The sequence below is a fragment of the Janthinobacterium sp. MP5059B genome (genome assembly GCF_001758645.1).
GTDB classification, from domain to species: domain Bacteria; phylum Pseudomonadota; class Gammaproteobacteria; order Burkholderiales; family Burkholderiaceae_D; genus Janthinobacterium; species Janthinobacterium lividum.
In genome coordinates this window covers 40,554-56,751 of sequence record NZ_LRHX01000001.1, presented here as the reverse complement: position 1 = coordinate 56,751, position 16,198 = coordinate 40,554, and the positions used below count along the sequence as shown (strand labels likewise).

Here is a 16,198-nt window from a genome sequence, read left to right as displayed (position 1 = left end):
CAGGCAAAAAAAAGAGCCTTCCGCGGAAGGCTCTTGAAATACCACGGCGCAGCGCAAGCTGCGCCTTGGCCCGGTATTACTTTTGCAGGCTGACCGATGTCGCCTTCGGCGTGCGGCGTCCCATCAGGAACAGCACGGCCTTTTTCAGCATGCGGTAGATGAAGCGCACCAGCAGCAAGGTCAGCACGCATTCGAGCAAGGTCAATATCATGGCCACAGCTACGGGCATGCGCGCGGCGCGGCGGTGGAACTTGGCCACGGCGCCATCGCGGGCGATCTCGATGCTGTCATAGAAGGTCGGCACGACCAGCAGGGTCAAAATCGTCGAGGTGATGGTGCCGCCGATGATGGCGATCGCCAATGGACGGTAGAACTCGCCACCCTCGCCCAGGCCCAGCGCCACAGGGAACATGCCGGCGATCAGCGCGAACGTCGTCATCAGGATGGGACGCAGACGCATGCGGCCCGCATACATCAGCGCGTCTTCGCGGCCATGGCCCTCTTCCTCGCGCTTGCGCGCCGCGTCCAGCAGCAGGATGGCGTTCTTGGCGACCAGGCCCATCAGCATGATGATGCCGATAAAGCTCATCAGGTTGAGGGTGTTGTTCGTGATTACCAGCGCCACCACCACGCCGATCAGACTCAGCGGCAAGGACATCATCACGGCCACCGGCGCCGTAAATGAACCAAACTGCATGACCAGGATCAAATACATCAGGCCGATACCCATCACCAGCGCGATCAGCATTTCCGTGAACAGTTCCTGCTGGTCCTGGCCAGCGCCACCGAGCGCCAGGCCGTAGCCGGGCGGGAAGTCGATGGAGTTGGCCAGCTTCATGGCATCGCTCGTCACTTCGCCATTTGAGCGGCCTTGCGCATTGGCCGACACGGTGATCGTGCGCTTGCCATTCTTGTGCTCGATGCCGGACGGGCCCTTGCCCATGGTAATGGTGGCGATCTGGTCGAGCGGCACCATTTGCGACGTGCCCGTCACGCTGATCGGCAGGCGCTCGATGTTTTCCGATGCCACGCGGTCATCGGGATGCAGGCGCACGGCCACGTCGCGCGTCTCGCCCGTCGGATCGACCCAGTCGCCCACTTCCACGCCGGCGAATGCCACGCGCAACGATTGCGCCGCATCATTGACGGAAATGCCCATCGAGTTGGCCAGGCCGCGGTTGAGCTCGATCTGCAGCTCGTTCTTCGGATCTTGCTCGGACAGGCCCACATCGACGGCGCCGGGAATCGCGCGCAGCTTGTCCATGTAGGCGTTCGTGATCTCCATGAGTTTGCGCGAATCCGGGCCCGTGAATTCCACCTGGATCGGCTTTTGCGAACCATTGCTCAAGTCATCCTGCACCACGTATTCGGCGCCCACCAGGCGCGACATCTTCTCGCGCAGCTCGACGGCGATTTCCTTGGCCGAACGCTTGCGGGTATTGCGCTTGCCGATGTCGACATATACCCGTCCACCGCCGGCATTGATGGAGCTGTTGGTATCCTTGGTTTCAGGCAAGGTACGCGCCAGCACGGCCGCCGCTTCCAGCTTCAAGCGCGAATACTCGATGCTGCTCGACGATGGCGTGCGCACATTGATCATCAGATTGCCCGAATCGGATGCCGGCAAGAAACTCGTGCCGCCATGCGTGGAGTGCAGGACGATGGCGCCCACCAGGCTGCCGAAGGCGATGACGGCCATCCAGCGGCGGTGATGCAGTGCCCAGGCGATCACGCGGCCATAGCGGTCGGCCTGATGGTCGAACCAGTGGTTGAATTTTTCCAGCACGCGGCCGATGCCCTTTTTCGGCGCCGAGTGTTCCTCGACCGGGTCGCCCCAGTAGGCCGACAGCATCGGGTCGAGCGTAAACGAGATGCCCAGGCTGACGAGCACCGAGCACGTCACCGTCAAGGCAAACGGGCGGAACCATTCGCCAGAGATGCCTGGCATGAAGGCCACGGGAATGAAGACGGCGATGATGGAGAAGGTCGTGGCAGCCACGGCCATGCCGATCTCGGCCGTGCCTTCCAGCGCGGCCGTGCGGCGGTCCTTGCCCATCTGCATGTGGCGCACGATATTTTCGCGCACGACGATGGCGTCATCGATCAGCACGCCGATGGCCAGCGACAGGCCCAGCAAGGTCATGAAGTTCAGGGTAAAGCCGCACAGCCACACGGCAATGAAGGCGGCAATCACGGACGTCGGCAGGCTCAGCGCCGTGATCAGGGTCGAACGCCACGAATTCAGGAAGGCGTAGACGACGAAAATCGTCAGCACGGCGCCCAGCACCAGCGATTCGATCACGTTGTTCAGGCTATGCTGGGCGTTTTCGCCGCCATCGCGCGTCACTTGCAGGATCGTGCCTTTCGGCAAGGTCTTGTTGATTTCCGCCACCATGTCGCGGATCTTGTTGGCCACGCTGACGGTGGACGCGTCGCGCACGCGGGTGATCGAAATGCCCACGTTCGGCTTGCCGCTGCGCATGCTCAGGCTATTGACTTCGGCAAAGCCATCTTCGATGGTGGCCACTTGCGCCAGGCGCACGATTTCCTCGCCGCGACGCTTGATCACCACTTTCTCGAAGTCGCTTGGCGATTCGATGCGGCCCACCAGACGGATGCTTTTCTCGTCCAGGGTGCCGCGCACCTTGCCCACGGGCGCATTCGTGTTCTGGTTACGCAAGGCGGTGACGACATCGCTGACGGACACATTGTATTCACGCAATTTTTCCGCCCGCAGCAGCACGGACAGCTCGCGTTTCAGCGAACCGCCCACATTGACCAGCGCCACGCCATCGACGGTGCGGAAGCGGTCCGACAGCACGTCTTCGGCCAGGCGCGAAATTTCCGCATGGCTTTGCGTATTCGACGACAGCGCCAGTTGCATGATCGGTTCGGCAGCCGGGTCGATGCGCTGCAAGATAGGCTCGCGCATTTCCGTCGGCAACTTGTAGCGCACGGCGGCAATCGCATTGCGGATATTGTCGGATGCTTCGATCAGGTTGGTATTGAAGGAAAACTTCAAGAAGATGCTGGCCGAACCTTCATTCGAATCGCTGTTGACTTCGGTCACGCCGGAAATGCTTTGCAAGGACTTTTCCAAGCGGTTCACCACTTCGCGCTCGACCGTGTCGGGCGATGCGCCAGGGTAAGGAATGCTGACGACGATGAAGGGCACTTCGACGTCCGGGTTCTGGTTGACGCGCAATTTCTTGAGCGCCAGCAAGCCAACGCACATCATGGCCAGGATCAGGACGATGGTGGCGGTGGGCCGCTTGATACTGAAATCGGAAAGGAACATGGCTTAGTTTCCTTTACCGGCAACGGCGGTGCTGCTGCTGGCCACGGCGGCGGCTGGCACGGCCTTGGCGGCCGTCAATTCCACTTTCTGACCATCCTTGAAGGTCGAGCCCGGCGTGCGCAGCACGGTATCGCCGCTGGCCAGGCCGCTTTGCACTTCCCACTGGCCCGTGCGCACGTCGCGCGCGCCGATGCGCAAGTTGACTTTATGCAAAGCCTTGTCCTTGACCTTCCACGTGTAGGTCACGTCGCCCGCCTTCACCAGGGCCGAATCGGGGATCATCAGCGCACTGACGGTTTCCGTCTCGATGCGCCCTTCCGCGTACAGGCCGGCCACGCGCGGTTGTTCCTTGTCATTGAAATCGACCAGCACGGCCACCTGGCGCGTGACGGCATTGGCGGCAGGATCGACGCGGCGCACCTTGCCCGCGAAATCCTGGCCCGGATACCCATTGATGCGGAACAGCACGGGCTGGCCCACCTTGACGACGCCGATCTTGTCGGCCGACACCAGGCCTTCGAGGCGCATGCTGGTTGGATCGATGACCTTGATCAATTCCTTGCCGATTTGCGCCGTATCGCCATTCGAGACCTTGCGCTCGCTCACGATGCCGTCGAACGGCGCGCGCACGAGGGTGCGCTGCAACTGCTGGCGGGCTTGCACGGCGCGGCTTTTCGCGGCGGACAGGTCGCTTTGCGCATTGTTGCGGCGGATTTCCGCGTCTTCCAGCGCCTGCGTCGACGTCATGCCCGAGGCGCGCAGGGTTTTCATGCGCTGGAACATGCGTTCGGACTGCTCCAGCACCTGGCTGGCGGCGCGGCTGGCTTCCTCGGCCGAATTGAGGCCGTCGCGGATGGACGTTTCGTCCAGGCGCACCAGCACGTCGCCCCGTTTGACGACTTCGCCATTTTCCTTCATGACCTGGATCACCACGGCTGACACTTCGGCGCGCAAGTCCGCATTGCGCTCAGGCTGCACGGAACCGGTGATGACAGGCCCCGATGCCAGCGCATTGCTCTGGATGGTCAGCAGGTCTTCCGGAGATACCAGCAGATTGACGGCAGCGCCCGCCTGTTCCTTGCCCCCCTTGCCAGCGCCTTTGCCAGGATCTTTGGACTCTTTGCCGCAGGCGGCCAGGGCGGAAGCGATTGCCAGAACAAACAGGGTTTTGCGCAACATGGGTAATTCTCCGGATAGATAGCACCACTACCGTTGCTGCGGCCCGGATAGGGCTGCAAGCGATAGCAAGCATAATATTTTTATTAAAACCACAAGCGCCAAAGTATCCATGAGCGTGTCCGGGCATGTCAATCGGCGGCTTCCTGTAATGCTTTAATGAATGGATGAAACGTAGTTTTTACGCCCTGAAACGCAAAACCCCGCCTTCAGGCGGGGTTTTGCGTTTCAGGGAAAGCGAACTTAGCGGGCAAAAACGGTGTTGATCAGGAAACCGATCGCCACGCCCGTGCACAGGCCGCCGGCGATTTCCACCAGGGTATGCCCCATGCGCTCGCGCAGCCAGGTGTGCGCCGGGCTGGCCGCTTCCTTGGCCAGGCGGTTGATGGCCGCCGCCTGCTTGCCCACGTGCTGGCGCAGGCTGTTGGCGTCGATGATGACGATGAAGGCCAAGGTCACTGCCACGCCGAAGGCGGGATGGGCTATGCCTTCGCGCAAGGCGATCAGGGTGGCCATGCTGGAAACAACGGCGCTATGGTTGCTGGGAAAGCCGCCATTGCCGACCAGACCGAACGCCCATTGCCGCGTGCGGACACTGTTGATCAGGAATTTGATCGGTCCGACCAGGATCCAGGTGATCAGGGGCGTGACGAGGTAAGCGATATCCACGGGGTATTCCTTCTTATATATATGTCTGTCAAGTGTGCGAGGGGCTGCGGCAGCCCGACGGGCGCGCCGCAATTATCGCAGATCATCCGCGCCAGCAGAACTGTCTATCGTCAGCCTATAAAACGCAGCCCCCGGCGGCAACTAATATAAAATCATGGCATATACAACAATTGACGTATATCAACACTGAGTGCGGCGCACACAGCGGCGCGGATAATCAAACGTCTTTCACACTTGCAACGGGGTCCTCATGCGGCATTTCAGAATTTCCTTTTTAGTCACTTTTATCCTGATGGCAGTGTCAGGCTGGTGGGGGTACAGCCATGGCGGCATGTCAGGCATGATCCAGGCGCTGTGGATCACGGGCGTGCTGGGCATCATGGAAGTGTCGCTGTCGTTCGACAATGCCGTGGTGAATGCCTCGGTCTTGCGTCACTGGAATGAGTTCTGGCAAAAACTGTTCTTGACGGTCGGTATCCTCGTGGCCGTCTTCGGCATGCGGCTGCTGTTTCCGTTGGTCATCGTTTCCGTCGCCACGGGCCTGGGTCTGGTCGACGTGTGGACCATGGCCACCACGACGCCGGACGTGTATGCCAAGCACCTGACGGACAACCATGCGCAAGTGGCGGCCTTCGGCGGCGCCTTCCTGCTGCTGGTGTTCCTGAACTTCCTGTTCGACGATGAGAAGGAGTTGCACTGGCTGGGCTGGGCCGAGGAAAAAGTCAATGCGCTGGGCACCGAAAGCCTGGCCGTGCTGATCACCATGGGCGCCGTGGCCGCCTGCGTGGCGATGGGCCCTGTGGATGCAAAATACAGCGTGCTCGCTTCGGGCATCGTCGGCATCGCCGTCTACATCGGCGTGAACTGGATCAGCGGCTTGCTGGAAGAAGGCGAACCGGACTTGCAGGATGACGCAGAAGAAGGCGCCGCGCCAGCCAGGAACGGCAATGGCGACCTGGTAAAAACGGTGGCGCGCGGCAGTATCGGCGGCTTCCTGTACCTGGAAGTGCTGGACGCCTCGTTCAGCTTTGATGGCGTGATCGGCGCGTTCGCCATCACCAACGATGTCGTCATCATCATGCTGGGCCTGGCCATCGGCGCCATGTTCGTGCGCTCGATGACGGTGTACCTGGTGCACAAGGGTACCCTGGACGAATTCGTCTATCTGGAGCACGGCGCCCATTATGCGATCGGCATCCTGGCCTTGATCATGCTGGCGTCCGTCAAGTACCATATTCCGGAGTGGTTCACGGGCCTGTCGGGCGTGGCCTTCATCCTGGTCTCGCTGTGGTCATCCTTGCGCTATCGCAAACGGCACGCGGCACAAGCTTGAAATCGGGGGTTCCGCCCCCAATTGAGGAAGTAATGGCACGAGCGCTTTGCGCTCATCCCATGCAGGTATGTTTAAGTAAATTACTGAAAAGGAGCACCACATGGCAATCAGTTTGCAAAAAGGCGGCAACGTCAACCTGAGCAAGGAAGCACCGAACCTGAAGAAGATCATCGTCGGCCTCGGCTGGGATCCTCGTTCGACGGACGGCGCCACCTTCGACCTTGACGGCAGCGCTTTCCTCCTGAAAAGCGACGGCAAAGTCCGTGGCGACTCTGACTTCATCTTCTACAACAACCTGAAGTCGACCGACGGTTCCGTCGTCCACACGGGCGACAACACCACGGGCGAAGGCGAAGGCGACGATGAGCGCATCGAAATCGACCTGTCGCGCGTGCCGGCCGACATCGACCGCATCAGCATCACCGTCACCATTCACGATGCCGACGCGCGCCGCCAGAACTTCGGTATGGTCTCGAAAGCCTTCATCCGCTGCCTGAACGCGGAAGGCGAAAAAGAAATCGCCCGCTACGACCTGTCCGAAGACAGCTCGACGGAAACGGCGATGATCTTTGGCGAAATCTACCGCTACAACGGCGAATGGAAGTTCAAGGCTATCGGCCAGGGCTTTAACGGCGGCCTGGGCCCACTGGCCCGCTCGTTCGGCGTCAATGCCTAAAATTCACACGCAGAAAGCCTGCCTGGCTTTCTGCGGTGAATTGGACTAGTGTCGTATCATCACTGCCGCCTGCACAGTTCAGGCGGCTTTTTTTTGGAGATTTATCATGCCAGTATTTAGTGTCACGGGCGACGTCGATCCTTTCCTCCACGTCAGCATGAAACAGGGCGAAACCATCTATTGCGAATCCGACGCGATGGTGATGATGGAAACGGCGCTGGACTTGAAAGGCAAGATGACGGGCGGCCTGGGCAGCGCCATCATGCGCCGCTTCGCGAATGGCGAATCGTTCTTCCAGCAGCATATCGAAGCGGTGCGCGGCAGCGGCGATTGCCTGCTCTCGCCCACCCTGCCGGGCGCCATCGAAGTGGTCGACGTGGGCGCGCGCCAGTACCTGCTCAACGACGGCGCCTTTGTCGCCGCCACCTCGGGCACGGAAATGAAGGTGCGCACGCAAAGCATCGGCAACGCGCTGTTCGCCCAGTCGGGCGGCTTCTTCGTCATGGAGACGGCCGGCACGGGACAAGTGGTGGTGTCGGGCTTCGGCTCCATGTTCCAGCTCGACGTCGAGCCGGGCAAGGATGTCGTGATCGACAATTCCCACGTCGTGTGCTGGGATAACAGCCTGAGATACGAGATTTCCGTGACCACGGGCGGCGGCGCCAGCGGCGGCGGCATCGGCGGCTTCCTCGGCAATATCGTCAATAGCGTCACCAGCGGCGAAGGCATCGTGCTGCGCTTTTCCGGCTCGGGCAAGGTGTTCATCTGCTCGCGCAACCGCGACGCGTTCCTCAAATGGACAGCCAGCGGCAAGGCTGGCTAGAGGCACCTGACCAAACCTGCTGCGCGTCGGCATAGGCAGCCTGCGATGCTCACCGTACTTGAGTACGGTTGCGCTTCTCGGCCACCTCTTCCTTCCGCTCGCTACGGTTTTGTCAGGCGCTGTTAGTTTGTTGCTCAACGTTGTAGTTCAAAAAAATTCTAAGGCCAGGTTAAGCCTGGCTGGTTAGACTCCCCGCGCGCGCACCTGCGCGCGGCTTTCCCTTTCTTTACCCGGTCCCCGTACATGCAAAGAGTCTGGTTCAACAAAACATTTTCCTCGGTCGGCACGGCCATGCGCCTGATCCGCGAGGCCGATATGGCCGCGACAAGCGGCGCGCCCCGCTATCACATCGTGTGCAGCAATACGAGCGCGCACGCGGCCGCCTTTTTGTCGGCCCACGAATACGCGGTCGAACCGTCGGGACTGACGGGCCTCAATTATGTCGAGTGGTGCCTGGAATTTTGCCGCGAGCGGGGCATCACGATTTTCTGGCCGGGCAAGGAAGCGGGCCTGATCGGCAGCGCCAGCGCGCGCTTCGCCGCCATCGGCACGCGCGTGCTCAGCGTGGCAAGCGAAGACACCCTGAATTTAATGCACGACAAGGCGCGCTTCTGCGACGGACTCGATCTGCCCATGGCGCGCCCGGCCGACTACCGCGCCGTCACCACGATCGCAGAATACGACGCCGCCTACGCCGAACTGCGCCCGCTGCATCGCAAGCTGTGCATCAAGCCGTCCGAATCCGTGTATGCCCTGGGCTTTGCCATTCTCGATGAAGAGCGCACCAGCGCCCAGCTGCTGCTGGCCGGCGCCGCCTACCAGATCAATGCGCAAGAGCTGCGCAGCGGCCTGGCGCAGATGGCATCGTTCAAGACCCTGCTGCTGATGGAATACCTCGATGGCCACGAATACAGCGCCGACTGCGTCGCCGACCAGGGCAAGCTCGTTTGCGCCGTGCCGCGCAAGAAGCTGCACGGGGGCGGCAGCGGCCAGCTGATCGAACTGCGCGACGACTTGCTGGCAGCCTGCGACAAACTCGCGCGCGACTACCGCCTGAATGGCGTCTTCAACATCCAGTTCCGCGAAGGCGCGAATGGCCTGGCGCTGCTGGAAATCAACCCGCGCATGTCGGGCGGCATCGGCATGGCGTGCGCTGCCGGCCCGAACCTGCCCTACCTGGCGCTGGCCGGTTTCGACCAGGGCTTTGACAAGCTCACCGTGCCCGCCATCCACGAAGGCATGCGCGTGGGCGAAGCCGCCTACGCCGTGGAGCTGCCATGAACATCGTCAAGCAGCAGATGCCCACGGGCGAGCTGACCTTGAAAGTGGACGAGGCGCGCTTTCCGCTGGACTGGCTGATCGGCTTTGCCGCGCGCGCCAACGCCAAGCGGGGCTTTTTGTTCCTGTCCAAGGTGCTGGGCAAGCACTGGCCCGTCACGCCGCGCGCCATGCAAGCCATCCACGACGACCTGGCCGCGCAGATCCCCCCCAGCCTGCCCGGCCCCGTGGTCTTCATCGCCATGGCGGAAACGGCCGTCGGCCTGGGCCAGGGCGTGTTCGAGGCATGGCTGCGCGCCAACCCGCATGGAAAAGCCCTGTTTTTGCACAGCTCGCGCTACCGCGTGGGCACGGTGCCCTTCTTCGAATTCGAGGAGTCGCACAGCCACGCGCCGCGCCAGTTCCTGCATTTATCGGACGCCGCCAGCGCGCTGTTTTCCACAGCCCGCAGCCTGGTGCTGATCGACGATGAAGCGTCGACCGGCAACACCTTCGCCAACCTGGTGCAAGTGTGTCGCGCGCGCTATCCGCAGCTGGAAAAGCTGCACCTGGGCGTGATCACCAATTTCATGGGCCAGACCGCCAACGCGGGCTTGAGTGAGCGTTTCGGCCTGCCCACCAGCATCGGCGCGGCGCTCTCCGGCCAGTACGCCTTCCAGGCAGGCGATGCGCCTGCTCCGGTAGCGGCCAGCGCGCAGCGCTTCGAGGCGAATGCGGAACGGGGCGCCAGCCCCGCGTTTGGCCGCATCGGCGTGGGACGCGCCCTGGCGCCGCCGCAAGGCCTGGCGGTGCAGCTGGCGCAGGAAATCGGCGCCGGCGACTCCGTGCTGGTGCTGGGCACGGGCGAATTCATGCACCCGTCGTTCTTGCTGGCGCGCGAGCTGGAAGCGCTGGGCAAGAACGTGGTAGTGCAATCGACCACGCGCTCGCCCATCCTGTCGTGGGGCTCCGTCGGCCACATCGTCAACTGCGACGACAACTACGGCGAAGGCATCGCCAATTACCTGTACAACGTGGCACCTGGCCAGTACCAGCACGTTTTCATCTGTCATGAAACCCCAGCCAGCCCGGCCCTCATGCAACTCGCCGGCCAGTTGAATGGCCGCCTGTTCCACTTTCAGTCAGAGACCAAAATTGAAGAAATTCCTGTTTGTTGATCTGGACGACACACTGTTCCAGACCCCGAAAAAATGCCCGGGCGAGACCGACCTGCAACCGGCCGCCTATCTGAAAAATGGCGACGCCTGCTCGTTTACGACGGCGCGCCAGCGCGCCTTCTTTGAATTCGCGCACAGCGGCATGACCCTGATTCCCGCCACGGCGAGAAATGGCGACGCCTTCCGCAGGGTCGACCTGCCGTTTACCAGCTACAGCGTGCTCGATTACGGCGGCATCGTGCTGCAGCCGGGCGGCGCGCTCGACGCGGGCTGGCTGGCCCTGATGCAGGACGACATGCAGACGGCCTTGCCCGGCCTGCGGGAAGCCATGCGCATCATCGACGATTTCCAGGCCAAGACGGGCATGCCTTCGCGCGCGCGCCTGATCGAGGACTACAACACGCCGTTCTACATCGTCGTCAAGGACCACGAAGCGCGCGGCGAACGCCTGGCCGATATCGAAGAGCAGGTGCTGCAGCAGTGGATCGCCACCGAAGGCACAGACTACTTCATCCACCGCAACGGCAACAACCTGGCCGTGCTGCCGAAGACCTTGAACAAGGCGCGCGCCGTGGCCTACCTGCGCGCGGAGCTGGAAGCCGAACATGGCCCCATCGTCAGCTTCGGCATGGGCGACAGCCGTTCGGACGCCCGCTTCATGGCCGCCTGCGACTACGCCATCATCCCCAACGGCACCCAGCTGGCGGCACTCACGGTGGCGGCGCTATGACCGACGGCACGCAGCATTTCAGCGGCAGCTACCGCCAGGAAGACGTGGAGTTTCTGCTCACGCCCATGGCGCTCGAGCCTATCCTCGACCTGGCCGAAAAAGAGCGCTTGATCCAGTCGGGCCAGCGCCACTACAGCGAAATGCTGTCGCCCGAATCCCTGCCCTCGCCCGCCTACCTGGCCCTGTTCCGGAGCGCGTTCGCGGCCAACCGCCTGCAGATGGCGCGCGACTGCCTGCGCCTGGCCGCCCTGATCGCGGCGCGGCGCATGGGTCCCATCACGCTGGTCTCGCTGGCGCGCGCCGGCACGCCCGTGGGCGTCATCCTGGGGCACTTGCTGCGCCAGGTGTTCCAGCGCGAATGCAGCCATTATTCCGTCTCCATCATCCGCGACCGCGGCATCGATGCGAACGCCCTGCAGCATATCCTGGCGCAGGGCCACGGTGACGCTTCCATCGTCTTCGTCGACGGCTGGACGGGCAAGGGCGTGATTTCGCGCGAACTGCGCCAGACCGTCAACGATTTCAACGCGGCGCATGGCACGGCCATCGACGGCGGCCTGTTCGTGCTGTCCGACCTGGCCGGCACGGCCGCCTGCGCCGCATCGGCCAGCGACTACCTGATCCCGTCAAGCATTCTGAATGCCACGGTCTCGGGCCTGGTCAGCCGCTCCGTGTTGAATGATGCCATCGGCCCGGACGACTTCCATGGCTGCGTTTACTACGCGCAGTTCGAAGCGCATGACCAGTCGCGCGATTTCGCCGACGGCCTGGTGGCCGACGCCGTGGCGATTGCCGCCAGCAGCGGCATCCCGCTGGCCGAAGCGAGCGATGCGCCAGCCATGGCGGCCCGCTCGCAGGCCTACATGGCCACGGTGCAGCAGCAATACGGCATCAGCGACATCAACCTGATCAAGCCAGGCATCGGCGAAGCGACGCGCGTGCTGCTGCGCCGCGTGCCCGAGCGCCTGATCGTGCGCGACACGAATGCGCCGGACGTGGCACATTTGCTGCTTCTGGCACAGGAAAAAGCCATACCCGTCACAGTAGAACCGGCGCTGCCCTACCAGGCGGTTGCCCTTATCAGGAGCGCAGTCGATGGATAACAACTCCCTACACCCGCAAAGCGAGCATAAAGCGGCGCTGGGCGCCTCCATGTATGTGCCGACCACGCACAAGGACTTGCTGGCGATCGCGAATGGCGACAAATTCAGCCATTTGCGTTCGGTCATACTTTGCACCGAAGACGCCATCGCGGAACGCGACCTCAGTTACGCGATGTTCAACCTGTCGCTGGCGCTGCAAAACATGTGCGACGAATCGGATACCTTGCGCTTCGTGCGCGTGCGCAACCTCGACGTGCTGGCGCGCGTGCTGGCCATGCCCGGCGCCGACAAATTGAGCGGCTTCGTGCTGCCCAAGTCCACGCGCCACAATTTCGCCGCCTACTTCGAGCTGGTGCGCCACACGCACCATCTGCTGATGCCGACCCTGGAAACGGCGGAAGTGTTCGACGACGAGGAAATGAAGCAGTTCCGCATCATCCTGTCGGCGCCGGAAGTGCGGCGCCGCATCCTGGCGCTACGCATCGGCGGCAACGATCTGTTGGCCCTGCTGGGATTGCGCCGCCCCACCAGCGGCACCATTTATTCAACGCCGCTGGGCCAGGTCATCGGCCGCCTGGTCACCATCTTCAAGCCACACGGCTTCCAGCTGACGGCGCCCGTCTTCGAGCACCTGTCGCAGGGCAGCTGGCTCGATGCCGAAGTGGCGCAGGACATGGCGCACGGCATGATCGCCAAGACGGCCATCCACCCGGACCAGGTGCCGCAGATCGAACGCCACTACCAGGTGGCGCAGTCGGACATCGAACTAGCGCTGCGCATCATCGATCCGGACAGCCCGGCCGTGTTCCGCATGCAGGAATCGATGTGCGAAGTGGCCACGCACAGCAGCTGGGCACTGCGCATCATCGAGCAGGCGCGCCTGTTCGGCATCCGCCATGCGGCCGATGGCGCCGCGGCGCCCGCCCCCCATTTGCACCACTCCTTGAATACTCAACTCTCCAGCGACGAAGGGACTGCACGACCATGACCAATTTCACACGCGGACAAAAAGGCAAACTGGCTGACCTGGGCTTGAATGGCCCGTTTGCCGTCACGCTCGATATCGTTTCGGGCTCGATGGAAGTGGACGTCAGCTGCTTCGGCGTCGATGCGGCCGGCAAGCTGTCGGACGACCGCTACATGGTGTTCTTCAACCAGAAAAGCGCGCCGGACAACGCCATCACGGTGGACTTGAACGGCCCCCGCTCCACCTTCCAGGTCGACCTTTCCCGCCTGCCCGCCTCGATCGACAAGCTGGTGTTCACGGCGGCGACGGAACAGGGCAGCATGCGCGCGCTGGGCAATTCCAGCATGGCGCTGGGCCAGGCGGCCACGTTTGCCTTCACGGGCAATGACTTCCAGGATGAAAAAGCCGTCATCATCGGCGAACTGTATCGCCGCGACGGAAGCTGGCGCTTCGGCGCCGTGGGCCAGGGTTTCGCGGGCGGCCTGGCGGCCCTGCTGAAGCACTTTGGCGGCAGCGAAGCGGGGGCATCCTCCCCGGCGCCGGCGCCGGCTTCCGTGCCCACGCCGGCGGCCCCGCCGCCGGCGAATAAAATCTCGCTGTCGAAGATCCGCCTGGAAAAACGCGGCGACAAGATCTCGCTCGACAAGCGCGACAGCGGCGGCTATGGCCGCATCCGGGTCAACCTGAACTGGAACCAGAACGCGTCGCAAGGCCAGGCGCCCGCTTCGAAGCTGGATACGGGCTTCCTCGGCAAGCTGTTCAACAAACCGGCCGGCCGTGCGGGCGGCATCGACCTCGACATCGGCTGCCTGTTCGAAATGAGCAATGGCAGCAAAAGCGCCGTGCAGGCGCTGGGCAACAGCTGGGGCGCCTACGACCGTCCGCCGTACATCCACCTGGAAGGCGACGACCGCACGGGCAGCATCAGCAGCGGCGAAAACATCTTCATCAACGGCACCCATTTCGACCAGATCAAGCGCGTGCTCGTGTACGCCTTCATCTACGAAGGCGTGCCGAACTGGGCCGCCACCGATGGCGTCGTGATGATCGAGATTCCCGGCCAGCCGACGGTGGAAGTGCGCCTCGACAGCGACAGCCAGCACGCCATGTGCGCCATCGCCATGCTGGAAAACCACGGCGGCAACCTGCAGGTGACAAAGTTGGTGGAATACTTCGGCGGCCAAGGTAAAATCACAGCGCACCAGGCCATGGACGAGCGATACAATTTCGGACTGAACTGGAAAGCCGGCCGCAAGGACTGATCCTTTTACCTAAACAACCCTACCATGACCCCTACGACCAAAAAAGTCACCTTCGCCTTCGCCATCTTCCTCGTGGCCGGCTTCCTGCTGCTGGCCGCCTACACGTGGATGGCCCTCAGCTTCTCGTACTCGGAAGGCGAACGGGCGGGCTACCTGCAAAAATTCTCCAAGCGGGGCTGGATCTGCAAGACATGGGAAGGTGAATTGCTGTTGACGGCACTGCCCGGCACCATCCCGGAAAAATTCCAGTTCAGCGTGCGCGATGAAGACGTGGCCAAGCAATTGACGGCGGCCGCCGGCAAGCGCATTCTCGTCACCTACAGCCAGCACAAGGGCGTGCCCACGCAATGCTTCGGCGAGACGGAATATTTTGCCGATAAAGCCGTATTGAGCCAGTAATAAGACAGCAATACGACCGCAAGTCCAGCAGTCCCGCGCCGGCCAGCCCCTTCAGGCCGGCGCCTCTCCTCCCGCCCGCCACCGATGCATTCTTAATAAGAAAACATTGGCACGCATCACGCATTCCCGCTTTCTTATACACTTGTGACAAGTCCTGGCTAAACAGTTTACAAATGTAGTCAATGTGCAAGATTCTTGCGCAATCGCATGGCATTTCGCCAGCCTATCGTTAGCGTGTATTCACCCATCAATGGAAACGTCATGCGCATGCCATTCACCGTCTTGGCCCTGCTGGCCGCCTCGCTCCCCCTGTCCATCCACGCACAGGACTTGGCCGGCATGGCCGGTTCCCTGAAAGTCAACTCGACCAACGAGCGCACCTTTGTCGGCGCCATCAGCTACACGCAGCCGGTGGGCAATTACAATGCGGTGAGCCTGTCGTATATCAACGAGGGGCATCCGGAAGACCATCACCGCGACGGCATGGCGGGCCAGGTGTGGCTGCGCACGAAAAATGTGGAACAGGGCCTGATGCTGGGCGCCGGCATCGGCCGCTACTTCTTCTTCGACACGGCCAAGACGGACGAGGCACCGCACAATTTCGACAATGACCATGGCTGGGGCTCCATCGCCAGCCTGCAGGCGCGCTGGCAATTCGACAACCGCTGGTATGCCTTGGCCCAGGTCAACCGCATCCGCCCCAGCGGCAAGGACACTACCACGCACCTGCTGATCGGCGCCGGCTACCGCTATGACGGCGTGCCGGGCGCCAAGCTGCACTTGCAGAACTGGGCGCACGACGACACCTTGACCTTATCGACAGGCCACACCATCGTCAACAGCTTCCGCTCCGAGTCCTCGCGCCCGTTCACCGTGGAATACCGGCGCGCGGCGGGAAAATACGTGGACTGGAGCGCCACGCTCATCGCCGAAGGCAGCACGGCGCTGGCGTACCGGCGCGGCGCGGCCGCCCAGTTGTGGCTGATCCGCTCGCTCAACGAAAAAGTGGAATTCGGCATGGGCGCCGGCCCGTACGTGGCGTGGGACGGCCGCGACACGCAAGGCCACGGCACGCGCCTGACAGGCTTGCTGTCAGCCGTAGGCCGCTACCACGTCAACCGCCGCTGGGTGGCGCAAGCGGCGTGGAACCGGGTGGTGACGGATTACCACCGCGATGCGGATGTGCTGCTGGTTGGGGTGGGACGGAAGTTTTGAGCGAGATGCAAACGTAACCCAAACCTAGGACTGGGGTCGGTCGCTGCGCGATTGGAACGCAGTCCATTGGACTGCGTTTCCCCATTAAGGTCCGACCCCGGGTGTTATCGGG

14 protein-coding genes are annotated in these 16,198 nt (G+C 62.4%); 11 read left to right on the top strand and 3 right to left on the bottom strand.

Translation table 11 applies throughout. From position 1 onward, the window contains the following. Positions 1–76: 76 nt before the first annotated feature. The 3 genes from JAB1_RS00255 to JAB1_RS00245 form a co-directional block, all read right to left on the bottom strand. Positions 77–3,298, bottom strand: a complete 3,222-nt coding sequence (locus JAB1_RS00255; RefSeq protein ID WP_070278002.1) for an efflux RND transporter permease subunit — start codon at positions 3,296–3,298, stop codon at positions 77–79. Between the two features lie 3 nt (positions 3,299–3,301). Further along, positions 3,302–4,477, bottom strand: a complete 1,176-nt coding sequence (locus JAB1_RS00250) for an efflux RND transporter periplasmic adaptor subunit (protein ID WP_034785107.1) — start codon at positions 4,475–4,477, stop codon at positions 3,302–3,304. Between the two features lie 240 nt (positions 4,478–4,717). Beyond that, entirely contained in the window at positions 4,718–5,143 is a 426-nt protein-coding gene (locus JAB1_RS00245; protein WP_034785408.1) for a divergent PAP2 family protein, read from the bottom strand. Between the two features lie 250 nt (positions 5,144–5,393). On the opposite strand from JAB1_RS00245, the gene JAB1_RS00240 reads away from it, so the two are divergent. The 11 genes from JAB1_RS00240 (at position 5,394) to JAB1_RS00190 (ending at position 16,086) form a co-directional block, all read left to right on the top strand. Beyond that, positions 5,394–6,476, top strand: a complete 1,083-nt coding sequence (locus JAB1_RS00240) for a DUF475 domain-containing protein (protein WP_070277994.1) — start codon at positions 5,394–5,396, stop codon at positions 6,474–6,476. Between the two features lie 100 nt (positions 6,477–6,576). After that, positions 6,577–7,152 (top strand): TerD family protein, encoded by a 576-nt coding sequence (locus tag JAB1_RS00235; protein ID WP_034785104.1) that lies wholly within the window; start codon positions 6,577–6,579, stop codon positions 7,150–7,152. Positions 7,153–7,258: 106 nt separating this feature from the next. Next, entirely contained in the window at positions 7,259–7,975 is a 717-nt protein-coding gene (locus JAB1_RS00230) for a TIGR00266 family protein (RefSeq protein ID WP_070277992.1), read from the top strand. A gap of 243 nt (positions 7,976–8,218) precedes the next feature. Beyond that, positions 8,219–9,256, top strand: a complete 1,038-nt coding sequence (locus tag JAB1_RS00225) for an ATP-grasp domain-containing protein (RefSeq protein WP_070277990.1) — start codon at positions 8,219–8,221, stop codon at positions 9,254–9,256. Beyond that, a complete protein-coding gene (locus JAB1_RS00220) occupies positions 9,253–10,410 on the top strand; it encodes a phosphoribosyltransferase domain-containing protein (protein WP_070277988.1) in 1,158 nt (385 codons plus the stop codon). The genes JAB1_RS00225 and JAB1_RS00220 overlap by 4 nt, the downstream gene beginning before the upstream one ends. Further along, the gene (locus tag JAB1_RS00215) at positions 10,388–11,140 is read left to right on the top strand and encodes an HAD family hydrolase (RefSeq protein WP_034785099.1); all 753 of its coding nucleotides are present in this window, start codon (positions 10,388–10,390) and stop codon (positions 11,138–11,140) included. Before JAB1_RS00220 ends, JAB1_RS00215 begins: the two co-directional genes overlap by 23 nt. Next, positions 11,137–12,243 (top strand): cysteine protease StiP family protein, encoded by a 1,107-nt coding sequence (locus tag JAB1_RS00210; RefSeq protein ID WP_070277986.1) that lies wholly within the window; start codon positions 11,137–11,139, stop codon positions 12,241–12,243. The genes JAB1_RS00215 and JAB1_RS00210 overlap by 4 nt, the downstream gene beginning before the upstream one ends. Continuing rightward, on the top strand, positions 12,236–13,231 hold the full coding sequence (locus tag JAB1_RS00205) for an HpcH/HpaI aldolase/citrate lyase family protein (RefSeq protein WP_034785095.1): 996 nt from the start codon (positions 12,236–12,238) through the stop codon (positions 13,229–13,231). The genes JAB1_RS00210 and JAB1_RS00205 overlap by 8 nt, the downstream gene beginning before the upstream one ends. Further along, positions 13,228–14,472 carry a TerD family protein gene (locus JAB1_RS00200; RefSeq protein ID WP_070277985.1) on the top strand — a complete coding sequence of 415 codons (1,245 nt, stop codon included), beginning with the start codon at positions 13,228–13,230 and terminating at the stop codon, positions 14,470–14,472. Before JAB1_RS00205 ends, JAB1_RS00200 begins: the two co-directional genes overlap by 4 nt. A 24-nt stretch (positions 14,473–14,496) precedes the next feature. Further along, complete coding sequence (locus JAB1_RS00195) at positions 14,497–14,871, top strand: hypothetical protein (protein WP_070277983.1); 375 nt, start codon at positions 14,497–14,499, stop codon at positions 14,869–14,871. Positions 14,872–15,132: 261 nt separating this feature from the next. After that, the gene (locus tag JAB1_RS00190) at positions 15,133–16,086 is read left to right on the top strand and encodes a hypothetical protein (RefSeq protein WP_070277982.1); all 954 of its coding nucleotides are present in this window, start codon (positions 15,133–15,135) and stop codon (positions 16,084–16,086) included. The last annotated feature ends 112 nt before the right edge of the window (positions 16,087–16,198 follow it).